This is a genomic window from Bradyrhizobium sp. HKCCYLRH1030 (assembly GCF_051168395.1).
In the GTDB taxonomy this organism is placed as follows: domain Bacteria; phylum Pseudomonadota; class Alphaproteobacteria; order Rhizobiales; family Xanthobacteraceae; genus Bradyrhizobium.
On record NZ_JBNPUY010000006.1, the window covers coordinates 135,465 to 153,434 of the forward strand.

General features: G+C 66.0%; 15 protein-coding genes. 7 read left to right on the forward strand and 8 right to left on the reverse strand.

From position 1 onward, the window contains the following. The first annotated feature begins 191 nt into the window (after positions 1–191). The 4 genes from hpnC (at position 192) to ACQR1E_RS19050 (ending at position 4,264) form a co-directional block, all read left to right on the forward strand. On the forward strand, positions 192–1,070 hold the full coding sequence (gene hpnC / locus ACQR1E_RS19035; protein WP_434897426.1) for a squalene synthase HpnC: 879 nt from the start codon (positions 192–194) through the stop codon (positions 1,068–1,070). Beyond that, positions 1,067–1,906, forward strand: a complete 840-nt coding sequence (hpnD, locus tag ACQR1E_RS19040; protein ID WP_316164399.1) for a presqualene diphosphate synthase HpnD — start codon at positions 1,067–1,069, stop codon at positions 1,904–1,906. The genes hpnC and hpnD overlap by 4 nt, the downstream gene beginning before the upstream one ends. Continuing rightward, positions 1,906–3,156 carry a hydroxysqualene dehydroxylase HpnE gene (hpnE, locus tag ACQR1E_RS19045; protein ID WP_434897427.1) on the forward strand — a complete coding sequence of 417 codons (1,251 nt, stop codon included), beginning with the start codon at positions 1,906–1,908 and terminating at the stop codon, positions 3,154–3,156. Before hpnD ends, hpnE begins: the two co-directional genes overlap by 1 nt. A 343-nt stretch (positions 3,157–3,499) precedes the next feature. Continuing rightward, complete coding sequence (locus tag ACQR1E_RS19050) at positions 3,500–4,264, forward strand: phosphorylase (protein ID WP_409977888.1); 765 nt, start codon at positions 3,500–3,502, stop codon at positions 4,262–4,264. A 107-nt stretch (positions 4,265–4,371) separates the two neighbouring features. Here ACQR1E_RS19050 and hpnH read toward each other — a convergent pair whose 3' ends face one another. Continuing rightward, positions 4,372–5,520 carry an adenosyl-hopene transferase HpnH gene (gene hpnH, locus ACQR1E_RS19055; protein ID WP_315714889.1) on the reverse strand — a complete coding sequence of 383 codons (1,149 nt, stop codon included), beginning with the start codon at positions 5,518–5,520 and terminating at the stop codon, positions 4,372–4,374. Positions 5,521–5,554: 34 nt separating this feature from the next. Continuing rightward, entirely contained in the window at positions 5,555–6,481 is a 927-nt protein-coding gene (gene ispH, locus ACQR1E_RS19060) for a 4-hydroxy-3-methylbut-2-enyl diphosphate reductase (RefSeq protein ID WP_315714888.1), read from the reverse strand. A gap of 486 nt (positions 6,482–6,967) precedes the next feature. On the opposite strand from ispH, the gene ACQR1E_RS19065 reads away from it, so the two are divergent. Further along, on the forward strand, positions 6,968–9,568 hold the full coding sequence (locus ACQR1E_RS19065) for an MMPL family transporter (RefSeq protein ID WP_434897428.1): 2,601 nt from the start codon (positions 6,968–6,970) through the stop codon (positions 9,566–9,568). A gap of 64 nt (positions 9,569–9,632) precedes the next feature. Here ACQR1E_RS19065 and ACQR1E_RS19070 read toward each other — a convergent pair whose 3' ends face one another. Next, the gene (locus ACQR1E_RS19070; RefSeq protein WP_409977889.1) at positions 9,633–10,259 is read right to left on the reverse strand and encodes a DUF2147 domain-containing protein; all 627 of its coding nucleotides are present in this window, start codon (positions 10,257–10,259) and stop codon (positions 9,633–9,635) included. Positions 10,260–10,360: 101 nt separating this feature from the next. Between ACQR1E_RS19070 and hpnO the strand changes: the two genes are divergently transcribed. Continuing rightward, the gene (gene hpnO, locus ACQR1E_RS19075) at positions 10,361–11,752 is read left to right on the forward strand and encodes an aminobacteriohopanetriol synthase HpnO (RefSeq protein ID WP_315714885.1); all 1,392 of its coding nucleotides are present in this window, start codon (positions 10,361–10,363) and stop codon (positions 11,750–11,752) included. A gap of 110 nt (positions 11,753–11,862) precedes the next feature. On the opposite strand, the gene ACQR1E_RS19080 is transcribed toward hpnO, so the two are convergent. The 4 genes from ACQR1E_RS19080 to ACQR1E_RS19095 all read right to left on the reverse strand — a co-directional run bounded on the left by ACQR1E_RS19080 (position 11,863) and on the right by ACQR1E_RS19095 (position 14,580). Continuing rightward, positions 11,863–12,654, reverse strand: coding sequence for an anti-sigma factor family protein (locus ACQR1E_RS19080; protein ID WP_316170555.1), 792 nt, complete (start codon positions 12,652–12,654; stop codon positions 11,863–11,865). Positions 12,655–12,657: 3 nt separating this feature from the next. Further along, positions 12,658–13,206, reverse strand: coding sequence for a sigma-70 family RNA polymerase sigma factor (locus ACQR1E_RS19085; protein WP_315749251.1), 549 nt, complete (start codon positions 13,204–13,206; stop codon positions 12,658–12,660). Positions 13,207–13,303: 97 nt separating this feature from the next. After that, on the reverse strand, positions 13,304–13,621 hold the full coding sequence (locus tag ACQR1E_RS19090; protein WP_315749252.1) for a cupredoxin domain-containing protein: 318 nt from the start codon (positions 13,619–13,621) through the stop codon (positions 13,304–13,306). Positions 13,622–13,635: 14 nt separating this feature from the next. After that, a complete protein-coding gene (locus tag ACQR1E_RS19095) occupies positions 13,636–14,580 on the reverse strand; it encodes a metallophosphoesterase family protein (RefSeq protein ID WP_434897429.1) in 945 nt (314 codons plus the stop codon). 223 nt (positions 14,581–14,803) lie between these two features. Here ACQR1E_RS19095 and ACQR1E_RS19100 point away from each other — a divergent pair, with 223 nt between their 5' ends. Further along, the gene (locus ACQR1E_RS19100) at positions 14,804–15,976 is read left to right on the forward strand and encodes an acyltransferase family protein (RefSeq protein ID WP_434897430.1); all 1,173 of its coding nucleotides are present in this window, start codon (positions 14,804–14,806) and stop codon (positions 15,974–15,976) included. 343 nt (positions 15,977–16,319) lie between these two features. Here ACQR1E_RS19100 and ACQR1E_RS19105 read toward each other — a convergent pair whose 3' ends face one another. Then, positions 16,320–17,939, reverse strand: coding sequence for a GMC family oxidoreductase (locus ACQR1E_RS19105; protein WP_434897431.1), 1,620 nt, complete (start codon positions 17,937–17,939; stop codon positions 16,320–16,322). Between the last annotated feature and the right edge of the window lie 31 nt (positions 17,940–17,970).

Genomic DNA, 17,970 nt, shown 5'->3' on the forward strand with positions numbered 1-17,970 from the left:
CTCCCTTGGTTAACGACCGCCGGCCCGCCCCTCAGGGGAGGCCGGCGGTTCGGTCCTATGGGCTGCCCGACATCGATTGCATTGGTTTTGGCGGGATCTTCGCCTATATGGGGCGAGCAATCCGTTCGCATGAGCGAAGCGGCGGGCATTGTTTTCGGTAGCGCCCTTTCAACCTGATAGCTGTTTCGTCCATGACCACCGCGAGCGATTTGCGATCCGGCAAGACACACCGGGACGAGAACTTTCCGGTGGCGTCGTGGATCATCCGTCCCGAGCACCGGGCGCTGATCCTCGCCTTCTACAATTTCGTGCGCACCGCCGACGACATCGCCGACCATCCGAGCCTGCCGGGCGACGAGAAGCTGCGGCTGCTCGATCTGCTCGAAGCCGAGCTGACCGGGACGGGCGAGACCCTGGACGTCGCCGTCAGCCTGCGCCGGGCGCTCGCCGAGCGCGGCATGCCGCCCCGGCACGCGCTCGATCTGCTGGTTGCCTTCCGGATGGACGTGACCAAGCTGCGCTACGAGAACTGGGACGAGGTCATCCACTACTGCCGCTACTCGGCGATGCCGGTCGGCCGCTTCATGCTCGACGTGCACGGCGAGTCCACCGCGACCTGGCCGGCCTCGGACGCGATCTGTGCGGGCCTGCAGATCAACAACCATTTGCAGGACTGCGGCAAGGACTACAAGGCGCTCAACCGCGTGTATCTGCCGCGCGATGCGCTGGCGGAAGCCGGCGCGACCGTCGAGATGCTCGGCGAGGCCAAGTCGCCGCCGCCTCTGCTGGCCTGCCTGCAGAAGCTCGCGGTGCGCAACGCGGCGCTGCTCGATGAGGGCAGGGACCTCAACAGCGGCGTCAAGGATTTCCGCTTCGGACTGGAGATCGCCGTGATCCAGGCTTTCGCTGACCGCATCGTGGCGTTGCTGAAGGTGCGCGATCCGCTGAGCGAGCGCGTGCACCTGTCGCCCGTCGGCATGCTCGGTCTCACCTTCACGTCGGTCATGGGCGAGATCGGCCGCCGCGTGGCCGGGCGTCATCCCGTCACCAAATCGGCAGCCGGCGCATGACCCTCGAGGCAACCGCAGACAATATCGATCACGGCACGGCAGCCTCCGGCAGCTCGTTCTATGCCGCCATGCGCATCCTGCCGCGCGCCCAGCGCGACGCGATGTTCCAGGTCTACAGCTTCTGCCGCGAGGTCGACGACATCGCCGATTCCGACGGCCCGCGGCCCGAGCGGCTGGCGGCGCTACAGAAATGGCGCGACGACATCGACGCGCTGTACCAGGGCAACCCGCCGCCGCGGCTGCGCGACTATGTCAGCTCGGTGAAGACCTTCGGGCTGAAGCGCGAGGACTTCCTCGCCATCATCGACGGCATGGAGATGGACGTGCCGCAGGAGATCCGCGCGCCCGATCTCGCGACGCTCGACCTCTACTGCGATCGCGTGGCGAGCGCGGTTGGCCGGCTCTCGGTGCGCATCTTCGGCATGCCCGAGGAGGACGGCATCCTGCTTGCCCATCATCTCGGCCGCGCGCTGCAACTCACCAACATCCTGCGCGACATCGACGAGGACGCGGCGATCGGCCGGCTGTACCTGCCGCGCGAGGCGCTGCTGTTCGCCGGCATCACCGGCGACGATCCGGTCAAGGTCACGCAGGAGCGCGCGCTGCCGAAGGTCTGCAACTCGGTTGCGGTCAGGGCCAAGACGCATTTCGAGAAGGCCGACGAGATCATGCGGCGAAATCGCCGGCGCGCCGTGCGGGCGCCGCGGATCATGTCAAAATACTATCGTGCCGTGTTCGACCTCTTGCTCGAGCGAGGCTTCGCGCTGCCGCGCGAGCCCGTCCGCGTGAGCAAGCTCACGAAGATCGGCATCATCCTTCGTTACGCAATCATCTGATGCACAAGACAGCTCACATCATCGGCGCCGGCGTGTCCGGCCTTTCCGCCGGCGTGCGGCTCGCCAATGCGGGCTACATCGTCCATGTCCACGAGGCGACGCAGCAGCTCGGCGGCCGCTGCCGGTCCTATTACGACGCCGCGACCGACCTGGTGATCGACAACGGCAACCATTTGCTGCTGTCGGCCAATCATCACGTGCTGTCCTATGCCCGCGCGATCGGCTCGGAAGCGGGGCTGGTCGGGCCGGAGAAGGCGCAGTTCGCCTTCGTCGACATCCGGAGCGGCCAGCGCTGGCTGCTCGATCTCGGCAACGGCCGCCTGCCGCTGTGGGTGTTCGACGAGGGCCGCCGCGTGCCGGATACCAAGCTCGGCGACTACCTCGCGCTGTCGCCGCTGATCTGGGCCGGTACGTCCAGGACGATCGGCAGCACGATTCCCTGCAAGGGTACGCTGTATGACCGTCTGGTGCAGCCGCTGCTGCTTGCGGCGCTGAACTGCGATCCGCCGGAAGGGTCGGCGGGGCTGGCCGGCGCCATCGTCCGCGAGACCTTGCTCGCCGGCGGCCAGGCCTGCCGGCCGCTGATCGCGCGCGACGGCCTGTCGGGCGTGCTGATCGATCCGGCCGTGAAATTCCTGGAAGGCAAGGGCGGCAGCGTGCGGATCGGCCGCGAGCTGCGCGGCCTCGACGATGCGGGTGGTCGCGTCACCGGGCTCAGGTTCGGCGGCGATGAAACCGTCGCGCTCGGTCCGTCCGATGTCGTGGTGCTCGCCGTGCCGCCGCGGCCGGCGATGGCCCTGCTGCCGGGGCTCACGGGGCCGACGAAATATCGTGCCATCGTCAATGCCCATTTCCGCATCACGCCGCCGCGCGATGCACCAGCTCTGCTCGGGGTTGTCGGCGGCCTGGTCGAGTGGCTGTTCGCCTTCCCGCAGCGGCTCTCGGTCACCATCAGCAATGGCGATCGCCTCGTCGACATGCCGCGCGAGGAGCTCGCCGCCGCGATCTGGACCGACGTCTGCAAGGCCGCCGGCATCACGGCCGAGCTGCCGCCGTGGCAGATCGTGCGCGAGCGTCGCGCCACCTTCGAGGCGACGCCCGAGCAGAACGCGCTCCGACCGGGAGCGAAGACGGCGTTCGGCAATCTCGCTCTGGCGGGGGACTGGACCGATACCGGCCTGCCGGCAACCATCGAAGGCTCGGTGCGCTCCGGCGACCGCGCTGCGAATCTCCTGCTCGGGCACGGCTGACCGGCGCAGGGGCGGCCGAATCTGGCCGCGCCGTCATGCCGCCTGCCGTGAGTCTCACATTTTCGTGGCGTGGTTCTTGCTTAAAGTTCCACGCCCGGTGGCACCGGCGCAATCTGTTCCAGGGCGGAACAGGGATCGGCGGGGCCAAATGGCAACACCGGGCAAAAAACGCATCAGGTGCCGGTGCAGTGCGGCGCAAACGGGGTTTCCTCGCGGATTTTTTCTGCGTAATCCTCGGTTTGTTAAGGCCTTTCCGCTCTGGCGCCGCCGTGGCTGAGGCTTTGGAACAAGAGACGGAGACGTCGGATCACGCGACGTCCGAGAAGGTGTCAGGGGTCGGATTGTGAAGTTGGGGATGGGGGACGACACGTCCGCGGATCGCCCGATTGATTCGCGGCCGGTCTTGGTCGTGACGGGCTTGGTGCAGGAGGCCCGGATTGCTGCCGGGCCCGGCATGATGGTGATCTGCAGCTCGAGCGACCCCAGGCAGTTGCGCTCGCTGCTCACCGTGTTCGATCCGACTTCGATCCGTGGCGTCGTCAGCTTCGGCGTGGCCGGCGGTCTCGATCCGAGCCTCAAGGCCGGCGACATCGTCGTCGCCACCGAGGTGACCGCCGGCGATGCCCGCTGGCTGTCGGGCCTGTCGCTGCGCGAGGAGCACATCGCCCGCGCCGCCCTGAAGAAGCGCCGCGTCGTGCGCGGCGTGCTCGCCGGGGCCGAAGAGGTGGTGGTGGCCCAGGCCCGCAAGGCGGCGCTGCGCATGAAGACCGGCGCGGCCGCGGTCGACATGGAGAGCCACATCGCCGCCGCCTATGCCGCCGAGTACGGGCTGCCGTTCGCGGCGCTGCGGGTGATCTCCGATCCCGCCCATCGCACCCTCCCGTCGCTTGCCAAGGACGCCATCAAGCCCAACGGCGACATCGACCTGCCGATGATCCTGCGCGGCGTCGCCCGCAATCCGGCCGTGCTGCGCGGCCTGGTGTCGACGGGCATCGAGTTCAATCGCGCCCTGCGCTCGCTGCGCGGCGCCCGCGACCTGCTGCTGAGCGGCATGCTGGCGGCTGAGCATTTCCTCGAGACCGAGACGCTGGCCGCTGCCGAGGCGTGAGCCGTTTGCTCGTCGCGGAGCGTAACGTCCATTCCGATCCGCAGATCAGTTCAATGAAAAAGGCCGCCGATCACTCGGCGGCCTTTTGATTGATCAGAGCGTGAAGATCAGGCGGCCGTCGAGGCCTTCTGCTGCGCCTCGATCGCCTCGTCGTGACGGATCTCGGAGAGGCGCTTCTGCACCTCCGACGAGAACACGTATTGCGCCGGGCGCTGCTTGGAGAGGTCGATCTCCGGCGCCATCGGGCCTTCGGTCTTGATGCCGCGCAGCGACACGAACATCGCCTTGATCGGGTTGGTCAGCGCCGCATTGGCGGCGGTCGCCTCGTAGCCGCAATGCGCCATGCAGTCGGCACACTTCTCGTACTTGCCGGTGCCGTAGGAGTCCCAGTCGGTGGTCTCCATCAGCTCCTTGAAGGTCTTGGTGTAGCCTTCGCCGAGCAGATAGCAGGGCTTCTGCCAGCCGAAGATGTTGCGCGCAGGCATGCCCCAGGGGGTGCACTCGAACTCCTGGTTGCCGGCCAGGAAGTCGAGGAACAGACCGGAATGCATGAAATTCCACTTCTTGCCCTTGCCGAGCTTGAAGACGTCGCGGAACAGCTGCTTGGTCTTGGTGCGGTTGAGGAAGTGCTCCTGGTCCGGGGCGCGCTCATAGGCGTAGCCGGGCGACATGGTGACGCCGACGCCGAGCTCGGTGGTGAAGTCCAGGAACTTGGCGATCTCCTCGGCGGGGTGGCCGTCGAACACCGTGGCGTTGACGTTCACCGTGAACCCGCGCGCCTTGGCGGCCTTGATCGCGGAGACGGCGCGGTCGAACACGCCCTTCTGCGACACCGCCTTGTCGTGATGCTCGCGCAGGCCGTCGAGGTGCACCGAGAAGAACAAATACGGCGACGGCTCGAACAGGTCGAGCTTCTTCTCCAGCAGCAGCGCATTGGTGCAGAGCGAGACGAATTTCTTGCGGGCGACCAGGCCGCGCACGATCTCGCCGATCTCCTTGTGGATCAGCGGCTCGCCGCCGGGGATGGCGACCATCGGCGCGCCGCACTCGTCGGCCGCGTCCCAGCACTCCTGCGCGCTCATGCGGCGGTTGAGGATCGCGTCGGGATAGTCGATCTTGCCGCAGCCGGCGCACGCCAGGTTGCAGCGGAACAGCGGCTCCAGCATCAGCACGAGCGGATAGCGTTTCCGGCCGAGAAGCTTCTGCTTCATCAGATAGGCCCCGATACGCAGTTCCTTATGGAAGGGGATTGCCATTACGTCTCTTCTTTCTGGACCAAACGAGGACCGATCAGCCCGCGACCAATTCGGCCGGCAGGCGGAATTCGATGTTTTCTTCCCGCCCCGGGACCACCGCGACCTCGACCGGTCCGATGCGCCGCAGGGCTTCGATGACGTCGTCGACGAGAACTTCGGGAGCCGAGGCGCCGGCGGTGATGCCGACGGCCTTGGCATCCTTCAGCCAAACCGGATCGAGCTCGCTGCCATCAGCGATCAGATAGCTTGCGACCCCGGCCTCGGTGCCGATCTCGCGCAGTCTGTTCGAGTTGGAGCTGTTGGCGGCGCCCACCACCAGGATGACGTCCACCAGCTTGCTTAAGTCCCTTACCGCAGATTGCCGGTTCTGTGTCGCATAGCAGATATCCCGGATATCGGGACCTTGAAGGTCTGTAAAGCGGGCTTGGAGGGCTAAAATGATGTCTCTTGTGTCGTCCACGCTGAGCGTGGTCTGGGTAATATAGGCCAGCGGGGTATCGACCGGCAGGGGCAGGGTGGCCACATCGGCCACGTTCTGCACCAGGTGGACCGGGCCGGGAACCTGGCCCATGGTTCCCTCGACTTCCGGGTGGCCGGCATGGCCGATAAGTACCAGGGTACGGCCTTTGGACATGTAGCGCTTGCCCTGGTTGTGGACCTTCGTCACCAGCGGGCAGGTAGCATTGAGCACCGGCAGCCCGCGGGCGGCCGCTTCCTCCTCCACCGTCCGGGCGACGCCGTGGGCGCTGAACACGGTGACGGCGCGCGGGGGGACCTCGGAGAGGTCCTCGACGAAGATGGCGCCCTTGGCCTTCAGGCTCTCGACCACGTGCTTGTTGTGGACGATCTCATGACGCACATAGACCGGCGGGCCATACTTCTCCAGCGCGCGCTCCACGATCTCGATCGCACGCACGACTCCAGCACAAAAACCGCGCGGCTGCGCGAGATACACCTGCATTGGACGTCCAGCCACATTGCCTCACTTTCGACCTGGCACCTCCGTGCGTGCGACAGGGTTGCAATAATCGCACCAGCGAATGCCCAATGGCCCGCCACACGGATGGAAACGCAGGGCTTTGTGTCAAAAATCGAGCGAAGAAGAAAGCCGGTCTGCAAGCGGCTCGCATGTGACACGTCGCACACAGCCCGCGATAGGCTACCGGTAATCTGGTAATTATAAATTAGATCAATCAATTGAGTTGGTTATGCTCTCACTCGTTCGTCACTTTACCGCCGAGAACAGCCGCTATATCAGCCGCCCCGACGGTTCCGTGCATCGTTCGACCTGATCCGCCGTCGACGGACCATCCTCGTCTTCAAGGTTGGGCCAGGCCGGGTCGGGGCGCCGCTCAGGATGTGTGCGTCCGGGGCTCGCCCTGATCGGGGAACTCCGCCATGAAGCGGACGTTTCCGCCCAGCTCTCTAAACATTAGAAAGTCACGAAGTGCTGACCACGTTTGTCGTCTCGATCGTCAAGGCCTGCACCCGGTTTGCCTGGCCGACATTGATTGCGGCCCTGCTGCTCTCCGTAGGCGCGGGCTTCTATACGGCGCGTCATTTCTCCATCAATACCGACATCAACAAGCTGATTTCGCCCGAGCTCGACTGGCGCAAGCGCGACCAGCAGTACGAGCAGGCCTTCGATCGCGATCGGATGATCCTGGCGGTGGTCGAAGCGGCGACGCCCGAGATGACAGGTGTGGCGGCCGATGCGCTCGCCAAGAAGCTCAAGGGCGACACCGCGAACTTCTCATCGGTCGAGCTGCTCGGCGGCGGCGAGTTCTTCGCCAGGAACGGCCTGCTGTTCCTGCCGACCGAGGAGGTCAAGCAGCTCACGGACCAGTTCGCGGCGGCGGCACCGCTCGTCGAGATCATGGCCGGGGACCCCTCGATCCGCGGCCTGACCGGTGCGCTGGAGACCGGCCTTGCCGGCGTCAAGCGCGGCCAGGTCAAGCTGGACAATGCCGCACGGCCGTTCGACTACATCTCCCAGACGGTGGAGACCGTGCTCGACAAGGGCGATGCGACCTTTTCCTGGCGCCAGCTGATCTCCGACAAGCCGCTCGAAGACAGCGACAAGCGCGCCTTCATCCAGTTCAAGCCGATCCTCGACTACCAGGCCCTGGAGCCCGGCAAGGCCGCCACCGATGCGATCCGGCAGGCCGCGGCCGAGCTCGATTTCCCCAACCGCTTTCACGCGCGCGTGCGGCTGACCGGTCCGGTGCCGATCGCCAACGAGGAATACGCCACCGTGCAGGAGGGCGCCGTCGTCAACGGCATCGGCACCGTGGTCGTCGTGCTGATCATCCTGTGGCTGGCGCTGCATTCGGCCAAGATCATCTCGGCCGTGTTCATCAACCTGTTCATCGGCCTCGCCCTCACCACGGCCGTCGGCCTGATGATGGTCGGCTCGCTCAATCTGCTGTCGGTCGCGTTCGCTGTGCTGTTCATCGGCCTCGGCGTCGATTTCGGCATCCAGTTCAGCGTGCGCTACCGCTCCGAGCGGTTCAAGAACGACAATCTGCCTGAGGCGCTGGCGGAAGCCGCGCGCCGCTCCGCGGTGCCGCTGTCGCTCGCGGCGATGGCGACGGCTGCCGGCTTCCTGTGCTTCCTGCCGACCGACTACAAGGGCATCTCCGAGCTCGGCGCCATCGCCGGCGCCGGCATGATCATCGCGTTCCTGTCGTCGATCACGGTGCTGCCGGCGCTGCTGAGGATTCTCAATCCGCCCGGCGAGAAGGAACCGGTCGGCTATGCCTTCCTGGCGCCGGTCGATCATTTCCTCGAGAAACACCGCGTGCCGATCATCGTCGGCACGCTCGGCCTGGTCGTCGCCGGCCTGCCGCTACTCTACTACATGAAGTTCGACTTCAACCCGATGAACCTGCGCAATCCGCGCGCCGAGTCGATCGCGACCTATCTCGACCTGCGAAAGGATCCGAACACGGGCGCCAACGCGATCGACGTGCTGACGCGCTCCGAGACCGAGGCCAAGGCGATCGAGGCCAAGCTCGAGAAGCTCCCCGAAGTGGCGCGCGTGATGTCGCTCGACAGCTTCGTCCCCGAGGACCAGCCGGCCAAGCTGAAGCTGATCGCGCAGGGCGCGAAGGTGTTGGGGCCTGCGCTCAATCCGGATCAGGTCGATGCGGCGCCGAGCGACAAGGAGAATGTCGACGCCCTGAACTCGACCGTCGACAATCTCCGGCGCACCGCGGGCGAGAGCAATGGGCCGGGCGCGGTCGCGTCGCGGCGGCTCGCAGATGCGCTTGCCAGGCTCGCGGGCGCGAGCGAGGCGGTTCGCAACAAGGCACAGGCGGTGTTCGTCGAGCCGTGGAAGATCACGCTGACGCAGCTCAGCGCCACCCTCCAGGCGCAGCCGGTCAGCCTCGCGAACCTGCCGCCGGAACTGGTGTCGCAGTGGAAGAGCAAGGACGGACTGATTCGGGTCGAGGCGCAGCCCAAGGGCGATCCGAACGACAACGACAATCTCAGGCGATTCGCCAACGCCGTTCTGACGGCCGAGCCCAACGCGATCGGCGGGCCGGTCTCGATCCTGAAGTCCGGTGACACGATCGTGAAGGCATTCATCCACGCCGGCATCTACTCGCTGGTCGTGATCAGCCTGCTGCTGTGGGTGACCTTGAAGCGCTTCACCGACGTGCTGATGACGATCGTGCCGCTGCTGGTCGCAGGCGCCGTGACGTTGGAGATCTGCGTGCTGATCAAGCTGCCGCTGAACTTCGCCAACATCGTCGCTCTGCCGCTCCTGCTTGGCATTGGCGTCGCGTTCAAGATCTACTACGTGGTGGCGTGGCGCGGCGGTCGCACCAATTTGCTCCAAACCAGCCTGACCCGGGCGATCTTCTTCAGCGCACTGACGACGGCGACCGCATTCGGCAGCTTGTGGCTGTCGAGCCATCCCGGCACGTCCAGCATGGGCAAGCTGCTGGCGCTGTCGCTGGTCACCACGCTCGCCGCCGTGCTGCTGTTCCAGCCGGCCCTGATGGGCAAGCCTCGCGAGATCAAGGAGCAAGAGGGCTCTTGATCACCGAATAGAAAAAGCGGCCGATCTCTCGGCCGCTTTTTTTTGTTCGGGTGACGGACGCCAATTAGCGGGCGCGCGCAATATCGGGCAGCAGGCAGATATCGCCGACCTGGTCCGCGGGCTTGTGTCCCGGCTTGGCCGATGCGGTTGCGCCACTGCCGACGCCGGTCGTGGTCTTGGCCGCCGGGGCAGGGGCCGGCGCGATTGGTTTCTGTGTACCTTTGGCCATGCTGTTTACGGGGCTCGACGGGATCGGCGGAGCAACCCGCGTCCAGGTCTCGCCGCCGCACAGGAAGCCGAGCACGCAGCCCTTGATCTCCAGGTGATCGGGGTCGACCGGCGTGATGGTGGAGCTGTAGAGCTGCCCATCCTTGGCGTTGTAGACTTGGCCTTCCCACGCGTCTGCGCCGGGCTTCTTCTTCATGTCGATCAGGATCGGCATGCCGAGCGTCGGCCGGCTCTGGCGGGCCGGATCGGGGTTGTTGCTGTCGCGTCCGCCCGGGGTCTTCTCCCAGGCCACGACGCCCCACATGCTGCCATTACATTGTGCGACTCGGATGTTAGCGACGCCGTCGGCGACCCGCCAGTCGCCGGTGGGGTCGGCCGCGAGCGCGGAAGAAATTCCTGCTGCGAACACGACTGCGGAGTATGCTAGTGTCGTCGACATGAGATATCTAAGGCGATGCAACATTGGCAGAAACCCGTGCTTGCTTTGATGGTGCGAATGAGGGCAAAACGCCGCATTGCGCGTTTTCAGTTGACGTCACGTCCATCAACCGAAGTATGTAGCCGATGCTAAAACCCAATCTAGACGTTTCCGAGATGTTTGTGGAGCGCCAAGCGCAGCGCAGCACGATGCACTCTCGGCATCTGAACGAGCAGCTTGTCCGCGTTCTAAAGACGATTGGATATGATGTTGGGTTCCAGAAGGGACAAGGGCAATATCTCTACGATCGTGATGGCGCCCGTTATCTTGACCTGCTCAGCGGTTTTGGCGTCTTTGCAATCGGCCGCAATCATCCGACGCTGCGTGCCGCGCTGAAAAGCGTCCTCGACACCGATCTGCCGAATCTCGTTCAGCTCGACGTCTCGACCTTGGCGGGCGTTCTTGCCGAGCGGCTGCTGGAATATGTCCCGTATCTGGACAAGGTGTTCTTCGCCAATTCCGGCGCCGAGACGGTGGAAGCCGCGATCAAATTCGCGCGTGGCGCGACCGGCCGGCCCGGCATCGTCTATTGCGGGCACTCCTATCACGGTCTCACCTACGGCGCGCTGTCGCTGACCGATGATTCGAACTTCCGCAACGGCTTCGAGCCGCTGCTGCCGGGCTGCACGGCGATCCCCTTCAACGATCTCGCCGCGCTCGAGCAGGCGCTGTCGTCGCGCGAGATCGCAGCGTTCATCGTCGAGCCGATCCAGGGCAAGGGCGTCAACATGCCCTCCGACGAGTTCCTGCCCGGCGCCGCGGCGCTCTGCAAGAAATACGGCACCATCTTCATCGCCGACGAGATCCAGACCGGCATGGGCCGCACCGGGCGGTTCCTTGCGGTGGAACATTGGAACGTCGAACCCGACATGGTGCTGCTGTCGAAGGCGCTGTCCGGGGGCCATGTTCCGGTCGGCGCGCTGCTGACGCGCAAGCAGATCTTCGACAAGATCTTCAACCGCATGGACCGCGCCGTGGTGCACGGCTCGACCTTCGCCAAGAACGACCTCGCGATGGCCGCCGGCATTGCCACGCTCGAGGTGATGAAGGCCGAGAAGCTGGTGGAGGCCGCAGCCAAGCGCGGCGCCGAGCTGCGGCTGGCGCTGACGCGGATGGTGCCGGGCTACGAGCTGCTCAAGGAAGTGCGCGGCAAGGGACTGATGATCGGCGTCGAGTTCGGTCCGCCGAAATCGCTGCGCCTCAAGGCGTCGTGGACCATGCTGGAGAGCGCCAACAAGGGCCTGTTCTGCCAGCTTATCACGGTGCCGCTATTCAAGGATCACAAGATCCTGACCCAGGTCGCCGGCCACGGCTTGCATACGATCAAGCTGCTGCCGCCGCTGACCATCACCGAAGAGGACTGCGCCTGGATCGAGCGCGCCTTCGACGACGTCATCGCGCAGAGCCACAAGGTCCCCGGCGCGATCTGGTCGCTCGGCAAGACCCTGGTCGACAACGCGATCCGCAAGTCGGCGTGATGTTCGCATCGGGTGGGCAAAGGCGCGTGGCGCCGTGCCCACCGTTTCAGTTCGTCTCCGGACAGACCGTGGGCACGCTTCGCTCGCAATGACTGAAGCGCAAGAGCGCGTCACCCCTCCTTGTTCGCACCCATCGCGCGCTCGAACCGCTCGCCGAACTCGTTGAGTTCGTCGGCACCGATATCGCTGACCGCCCAATAGCTCAGACCGCGGTCGCGCCAAGAGCGGATGTTGAAGCCCTGGATCGTGTCCATCCGTGCGGCGCGGCGCTCGGTGGACGAGGTCTGCGCCACGAACAGATTGATCACGTGCTGGCGGCGGCGATAGACCACCGCGCCGATCGCGCGTGCGTCGACGTAATCGAGCCGCCCGCCGATGAGGGTGAAGCCCTGCGCGGTCAGATCGATCACCGGCGGCGCGACGTCGAGCTTGCCGTTGAACCAGGGCTTGACGGTGTGCTGGTCGGTCGAGATGACGTCGGTGAGGTGGCCGGCCTGTAGCGAGCGCAGATGCGCCGAGACGATCTCGGCCTCGATCCGCTGCTGGTCGTCATTGCGCAGCACGATGGCGACGAGGCCGGTGGCGGCCAGCGCCGACACCGCCGAGCCCAGGGCGAAGCCTCGCAGCAGCGTGCGGCGGCTCGGCGGCACGGCAGCGAGCGGGATGATGGAGGCCGCATCGGCCGGCGGCAGGGCGGCTTCGATGCGCTGGCGCAAGGCAGGGGACGCCCTGTAGCCGAGGTCGGTGCCGGCGAGCATCTGCTTCATCTGCCTGACCGCGGCAAGCTCCGCGGCGCAGCGCGGGCAGGTCGCAACATGGGCTTCGACCTCACGAGCGTGGCCGGCATCGAGCTCGCCATCGGCCAGCGCGTGGATCAGGATCTCGGCTTCATCGCAGGTCATGGCTTAAGGCTCCTCCTGCGCGAGCCAGGCGGCGCGCAGCATCGCGCGGGCGCGGGCAAGACGCGACATCACGGTGCCGACCGGCACGCCGGCGGCCTCCGCGATCTCGCGATAGGACAGATTGTTGACCTCGCGCATGACGAACGTCTCGCGAAACGGCTCGGCCAGCGTGTCGATCAGCCGGCGGATCGCCGAGGCATCACGTTCCCGCAACACGGCGCCTTCCGGCGTCTCGGCGCTCTCCTGCCACAGCGGGGGCTGCTCGGCCGCTTCCGGCGCGTCATCGAGCGCCTTGACCGGCGCGCCGGCCCGGCGCGCGAATTCGGCGTGGCAGACATTGCGCAGGATCGCGAACAGCCACGGTTTCATCGCCGGGCCGCGATAGGTGTCGAAATGCTTCAGCGCGCGCAGGTAGCATTCCTGCACCGCGTCCTCGGCGTCGGCGGCGTTGCGCAGCAGATAGCGCGCCAGCGTGTAGGCATCGTCGAGATAGGGCAGCGCCGCCTCGCGGAAGCGTCGCGCCTTCTCGGGATCGTCACTGGCTGTCGTCACCGGCGAGGTCTCCGGCCCGGTTCGCGGTCGCACGGCGCGGCCGGCGGTACGCCGCCGACCGGCCCATCCGACGATGCTCATGCCCTGGTTCGCGATGCTACTCAACCTTGATCAGCCCCGTCATGTGCGGATGCAGCGAACAGAAATATTTGTAGTCGCCGGCGGCTGCGAACGTGAAGGAGAAGCTGTCGTCGGTGTCGAGCGTTTTCGATCGGTATTTCCCGGCCGACACCACCGTGTGCGGAATGTCGTCGTGGTTGGTCCAGGTGACGGTGTCGCCGACCTTCACCGTCACTTCGGTCGGGGTGAAGGTGAAATTGTCGATCGTGACCTTGATGGTCTCGGCGCGCAGCGGCGTGGCGCAAACAAGCAGTACGGCGGCCAAGCCGGCACCGCGAAGAACAGGCTGGATCATCGCGTTTTCGTCCCTCAGCCCGCAAGCGGCGTGTCGATGATCGCGAGCCGCTCGGCCCCGACCTTGAAGTCGATGCTGGCAATGCCGAGCAGGCTGCGCAGCCTGGCGTCCTCGACCTTCATCGGGCCGGGCGAGGGCGCCGTGCCCGGCGCCGGCTGCGGAAAGGCGGTCGAGCGCGCGGTATGGAAGGTGACGTTGCCTTCGACCTTCTGCATCACCTGATGGATATGGCCGTTCAGCACCGTCACCGAGCCGAAGCCCTTCAGGCTGTCGAGCGCGCGCCCGCCATCCTCGGTCCCCCAGCCCCATTGCGGATACACCGTCCACAGCGGGATGTGCGCGAACACCACGATCGGCGTCGATTTCGAGCGGCCCTTGAGATCCTGCTCGAGCCAGGCAAGCTGCTCGGCGCCGAGATTGCCGAGCCCGCCGGCCTTGAGATCGACCACGTTGACGAGCCCGACGAAGTGCACGCCATTGGCATCGAACGAATACCAGCCGGAACCGCGCGTGCCCTTGCCGTAGCGCTCCTTGTAGAGCTTGACGTCCTCGTCGAGGAAGTCGTGCTCGCCCGGCACGTAGTGCACGTCGAGCCTGGACTGCGAGATGATGCGGTCGGCATCGTCGAACTCGGCTGCCTTCGACAGATGCGAGATGTCGCCGGTATGGATCATGAAGGCGGGCTTCACCGGCATCGCCTTGATGCGGTTGACGGCCTCCTCGAGCGTGCCGGTCGCGTTGGGATTGGCTGGCTTGTCGAAGCCGACATGGCTGTCGCTGATCTGCAGGAAGGTCAGGCCGGGCGCGGGCTGCTCGGCCGCCCGCGCCGCGTCGACCAGGCCGAGCGAACGTGGCACGCCGCCCGACAGCGTCCAGAGCACGCCCGTGCCCGCCCATGTCATGCACTCCAGCACCTTGCGGCGGCTGACGCCGTTCTCGTCATGATCACCAAGGCTCATCGTCATCTCCCGTTGCCCGTCATCGGGCTTGCGGGTGAGAAGAGCGGTCGCTGCCCGGTTTTATTCCCGGCTTCTCGTCATCGAAACGCGATGACGTGTTCGTGATCATGCCGGCAATGGCCGGCGGCTCACCTGGTCACGCAGGATGTCGGCGCAGGGCCGCGCGAATGATATGAGCGGCGCGCGCCGCCGTGGGGCGGCTGATGGACTGGATGCGACGTCGATGCATGAGCGCGTGACCCCGACCCTGCAACGAACCGAGACGTCGCGCGATCGGATCGTGCCGCTCGACCGCGCCAGGACCTTCATCACGCTCTCGGTCGTGCTCTATCACTCCGCCATCAACTACACCGATTTCGGCCAGGGCGGCGACCGCATGCACTGGCTCGGCTTCGATCTCGTCGCGCTGTTCAACGACAGCTACTTCATGTCGTGCATGTTCTTCATCTCCGGCCTGTTCGTGCCGGCAAGCCTGGCGGGCAGGGGCGCGTCGGACTATGTCGGGCGCCGTGCGCTGCGGCTCGGCGTGCCCTATATCGTGTCGATCTTCGTGATCATGCCGATCGCCTACTACCGCTACTACGTGGCGGAGGATCAGTTCAGCGCGGTGTGGTGGCGGATGATCAGCGAGGGGCCGTGGCCGTCCGGCTCGGCCTGGTTTCTCGGCGTGCTGCTGGGGTTTGATATGCTGGCTGCGTTCGTCTGGGTCCTGGCACCGCAGGCGGTCGGCGCACTCGGGCGTTGGGCCGGAATGGTGCTGCACTATCCGCTCACTGGCTTCCTGATCTTCCTCGTGATCGCCAACCTGGTCTATCTGCCGCCGCATCTCGGCTTCGGTGACGGATTCTGGTTCATGCCCGGACATTTTCCGCTGCCGCTGCAGGCGAGCCGGGTGCTGCTCTATCCGGCCTTCTTCGTCGGCGGCGTCGCGATCGGCGCAGCCGGGCTGCGGACGGGGCCGTTCGCAGCCGACGGCGCGCTGGTGCGGCGCTGGTCGATCTGGTTCGGTCTTTCCTACGGCTGCTATGGCGCGATCCTGTTGCTGGCCTACGCGCATCACAATTGGATCGCCGATTTCGATTCCCCGCCACTGTGGTGGCGCGCGGCCTATGGCATGGCGGTGGCGAGCTTCTGCGCCGCGATGGCGTTCGGCGTGCCGACCTTCTTCCTGCGCTGGGCGAAGGCGCCGCTGGCGCTGATGGATCGCCTGCAGCCGTCGGCCTACGGTATCTACCTGCTGCACTTCCTGCCGCTGCTGTGGCTGCAATATCTGGTCTACGAGCCGGCGTGGCCGGCGGGAGTGAAGTTCGCGATCGTGCTGATCGGCACGCTGTCGGTGAGCTGGCTGGCGACTGTGCTGTTGCGCCGGATACCACTGGTGGCGCGCGTCATCTAGTCAACGTGCGATGATGCGTAGGGTGGGCAAAGGCGCGCCCGTGACCCCTGCGGTGAGTCGGGGCTCTCGCCCGCGCCGTGCCCACCACGTCCTTGCGAAGGCGTCGATGGACGGTGGGCACGCGCCACTATGAGGAGATAGGCGCTATTGCGAGGAGCCAAAGGCGACAAAGCAATCCAGAGTTCGGGCTGGGCCCTGGATTGCTTCGCTTTGCTCGCAATGACGGTTGTGGTGGACACCGAGCGTCCCCACGAACTCCGTCATCGCGAGCGCAGCGACGCGATCCAGGGGACGCGCGCTGGCTTCAGCCGTCGCCCGTCGGTCACGGCGGACGACGCCAGCGCTACCGCCCATCCTCCAGGATCATCATCGCCGCCTTCTCCGCGATCATCGCGGTCGGCGTGTTGGTGTTGCCAGAGGTGATCGTCGGCATGATCGAGGCATCGGCGACGCGCAGCCGTTCGATGCCGCGAAAGCGCAGCCGCTCGTCGACGACGGCCATCGGATCATCGGCGGAGCCCATCTTCGCCGTGCCGACCGGATGGAAGATCGTCGTGCCGATGTCACCGGCGGCCTTGGCCAGCGCCGCGTCGTCGTCGCCGACGGATGGGCCGGGCAGATATTCCTCCGGCCTGTAGGCGGCGAGCGCGTTCTGCTTCATCAGCCGGCGGGTGACGCGGATGGCATCAGCCGCCACCTGGCGGTCGTCCTCGGTCGCCAGATAGTTCGGCGCGATCGACGGCGCTTCGTCGATCCCCGCTGAGCGGATGCGAACGGTGCCGCGCGAGGTCGGACGCAGGTTGCAGGCGCTGACCGTGATCGCGGGAAAGCGATGCAGGGGATCGCCGAACTTGTCGAGCGACAGCGGCTGCACGTGGAATTGGATGTTGGCGCGGTCGCGCGTCGCATCCGAGCGCGTGAAGATGCCGAGCTGCGACGGCGCCATGGTCAGCGGCCCGCGGCGCCGGAACGCGTAGTCGAGCCCCATCAGGCCGCGCCGCACCAGCGAGTAGTAGGTCTCGTTCAGCGTCTTCACGCCCGTGACCTTGTAGATCGCGCGCTGCTGCAGATGGTCCTGCAGGTTGCGTCCCACGCCCGGTCTGTCGAGGACGACATCGATGCCAAGCTCGCCGAGCCAGTCGGCCGGGCCGATGCCCGAGCGCTGCAGCACCTGCACCGAGCCGATCGAGCCGGCGCTGAGGATGACCTCGCCCCTGCTGCGCGCCTCGATGGTCTCGCCGTTCTGCCGGTAGCGTACGCCGACGGCGCGGCCGTTCTCGACGATCAGGCGATCCACCAGCACCTGCGTTTCCAGCCGCAGGTTCGGCCGGTTCAGCGCCGGCTTGAGGAAGCCCCGCGCGGAGGACCAGCGCCGGCCGCGCTTCTGGTTGACGTGGAAATAGCTGATGCCTTCATTGTCGCCGGTATTGAAGTCGGGGATGCGGCGGAGGCCCATCTGCTCGGCGGCATCGCCGACCGCGTCGAGCACCGCCCAGGACAGCCGGGGCGCCTCGATCCGCCAGCCGCCGCCGATGCCATGGTGTTCGCTTTCGCCGAGAAAATGATCCTCCAGCCGTTTGAACTCCGGCAGCACGTCGGAATAGCTCCAGCCGGCGAGACCGAGCTGGCGCCAATGGTCGTAGTCGGCGGCCTGGCCGCGCATCGAGATCATGGCGTTGATCGCCGAGCAGCCGCCGATCACCTTGCCGCGGGGGTAGGCCAGCGAGCGGCCGTTCAGGCCCGGCTCGGCCTCGGTGCGAAACATCCAGTCCGCGCGCGGATTGCCGATCGCAAAGAGGTAGCCGACCGGAATATGGAACCAGATCCAGTTGTCGTTGCCGCCGGCCTCGAGAATCAGCACACGGCGCTTCGGATCGGCCGACAGCCGGTTGGCGAGGATGCAGCCGGCGGTGCCGGCGCCCACCACGATATAGTCGTAATCCCCCTCGAGCTGTCTCGGCATCGGCATTCCCTTCCCATCGTTGCCAGCTTTT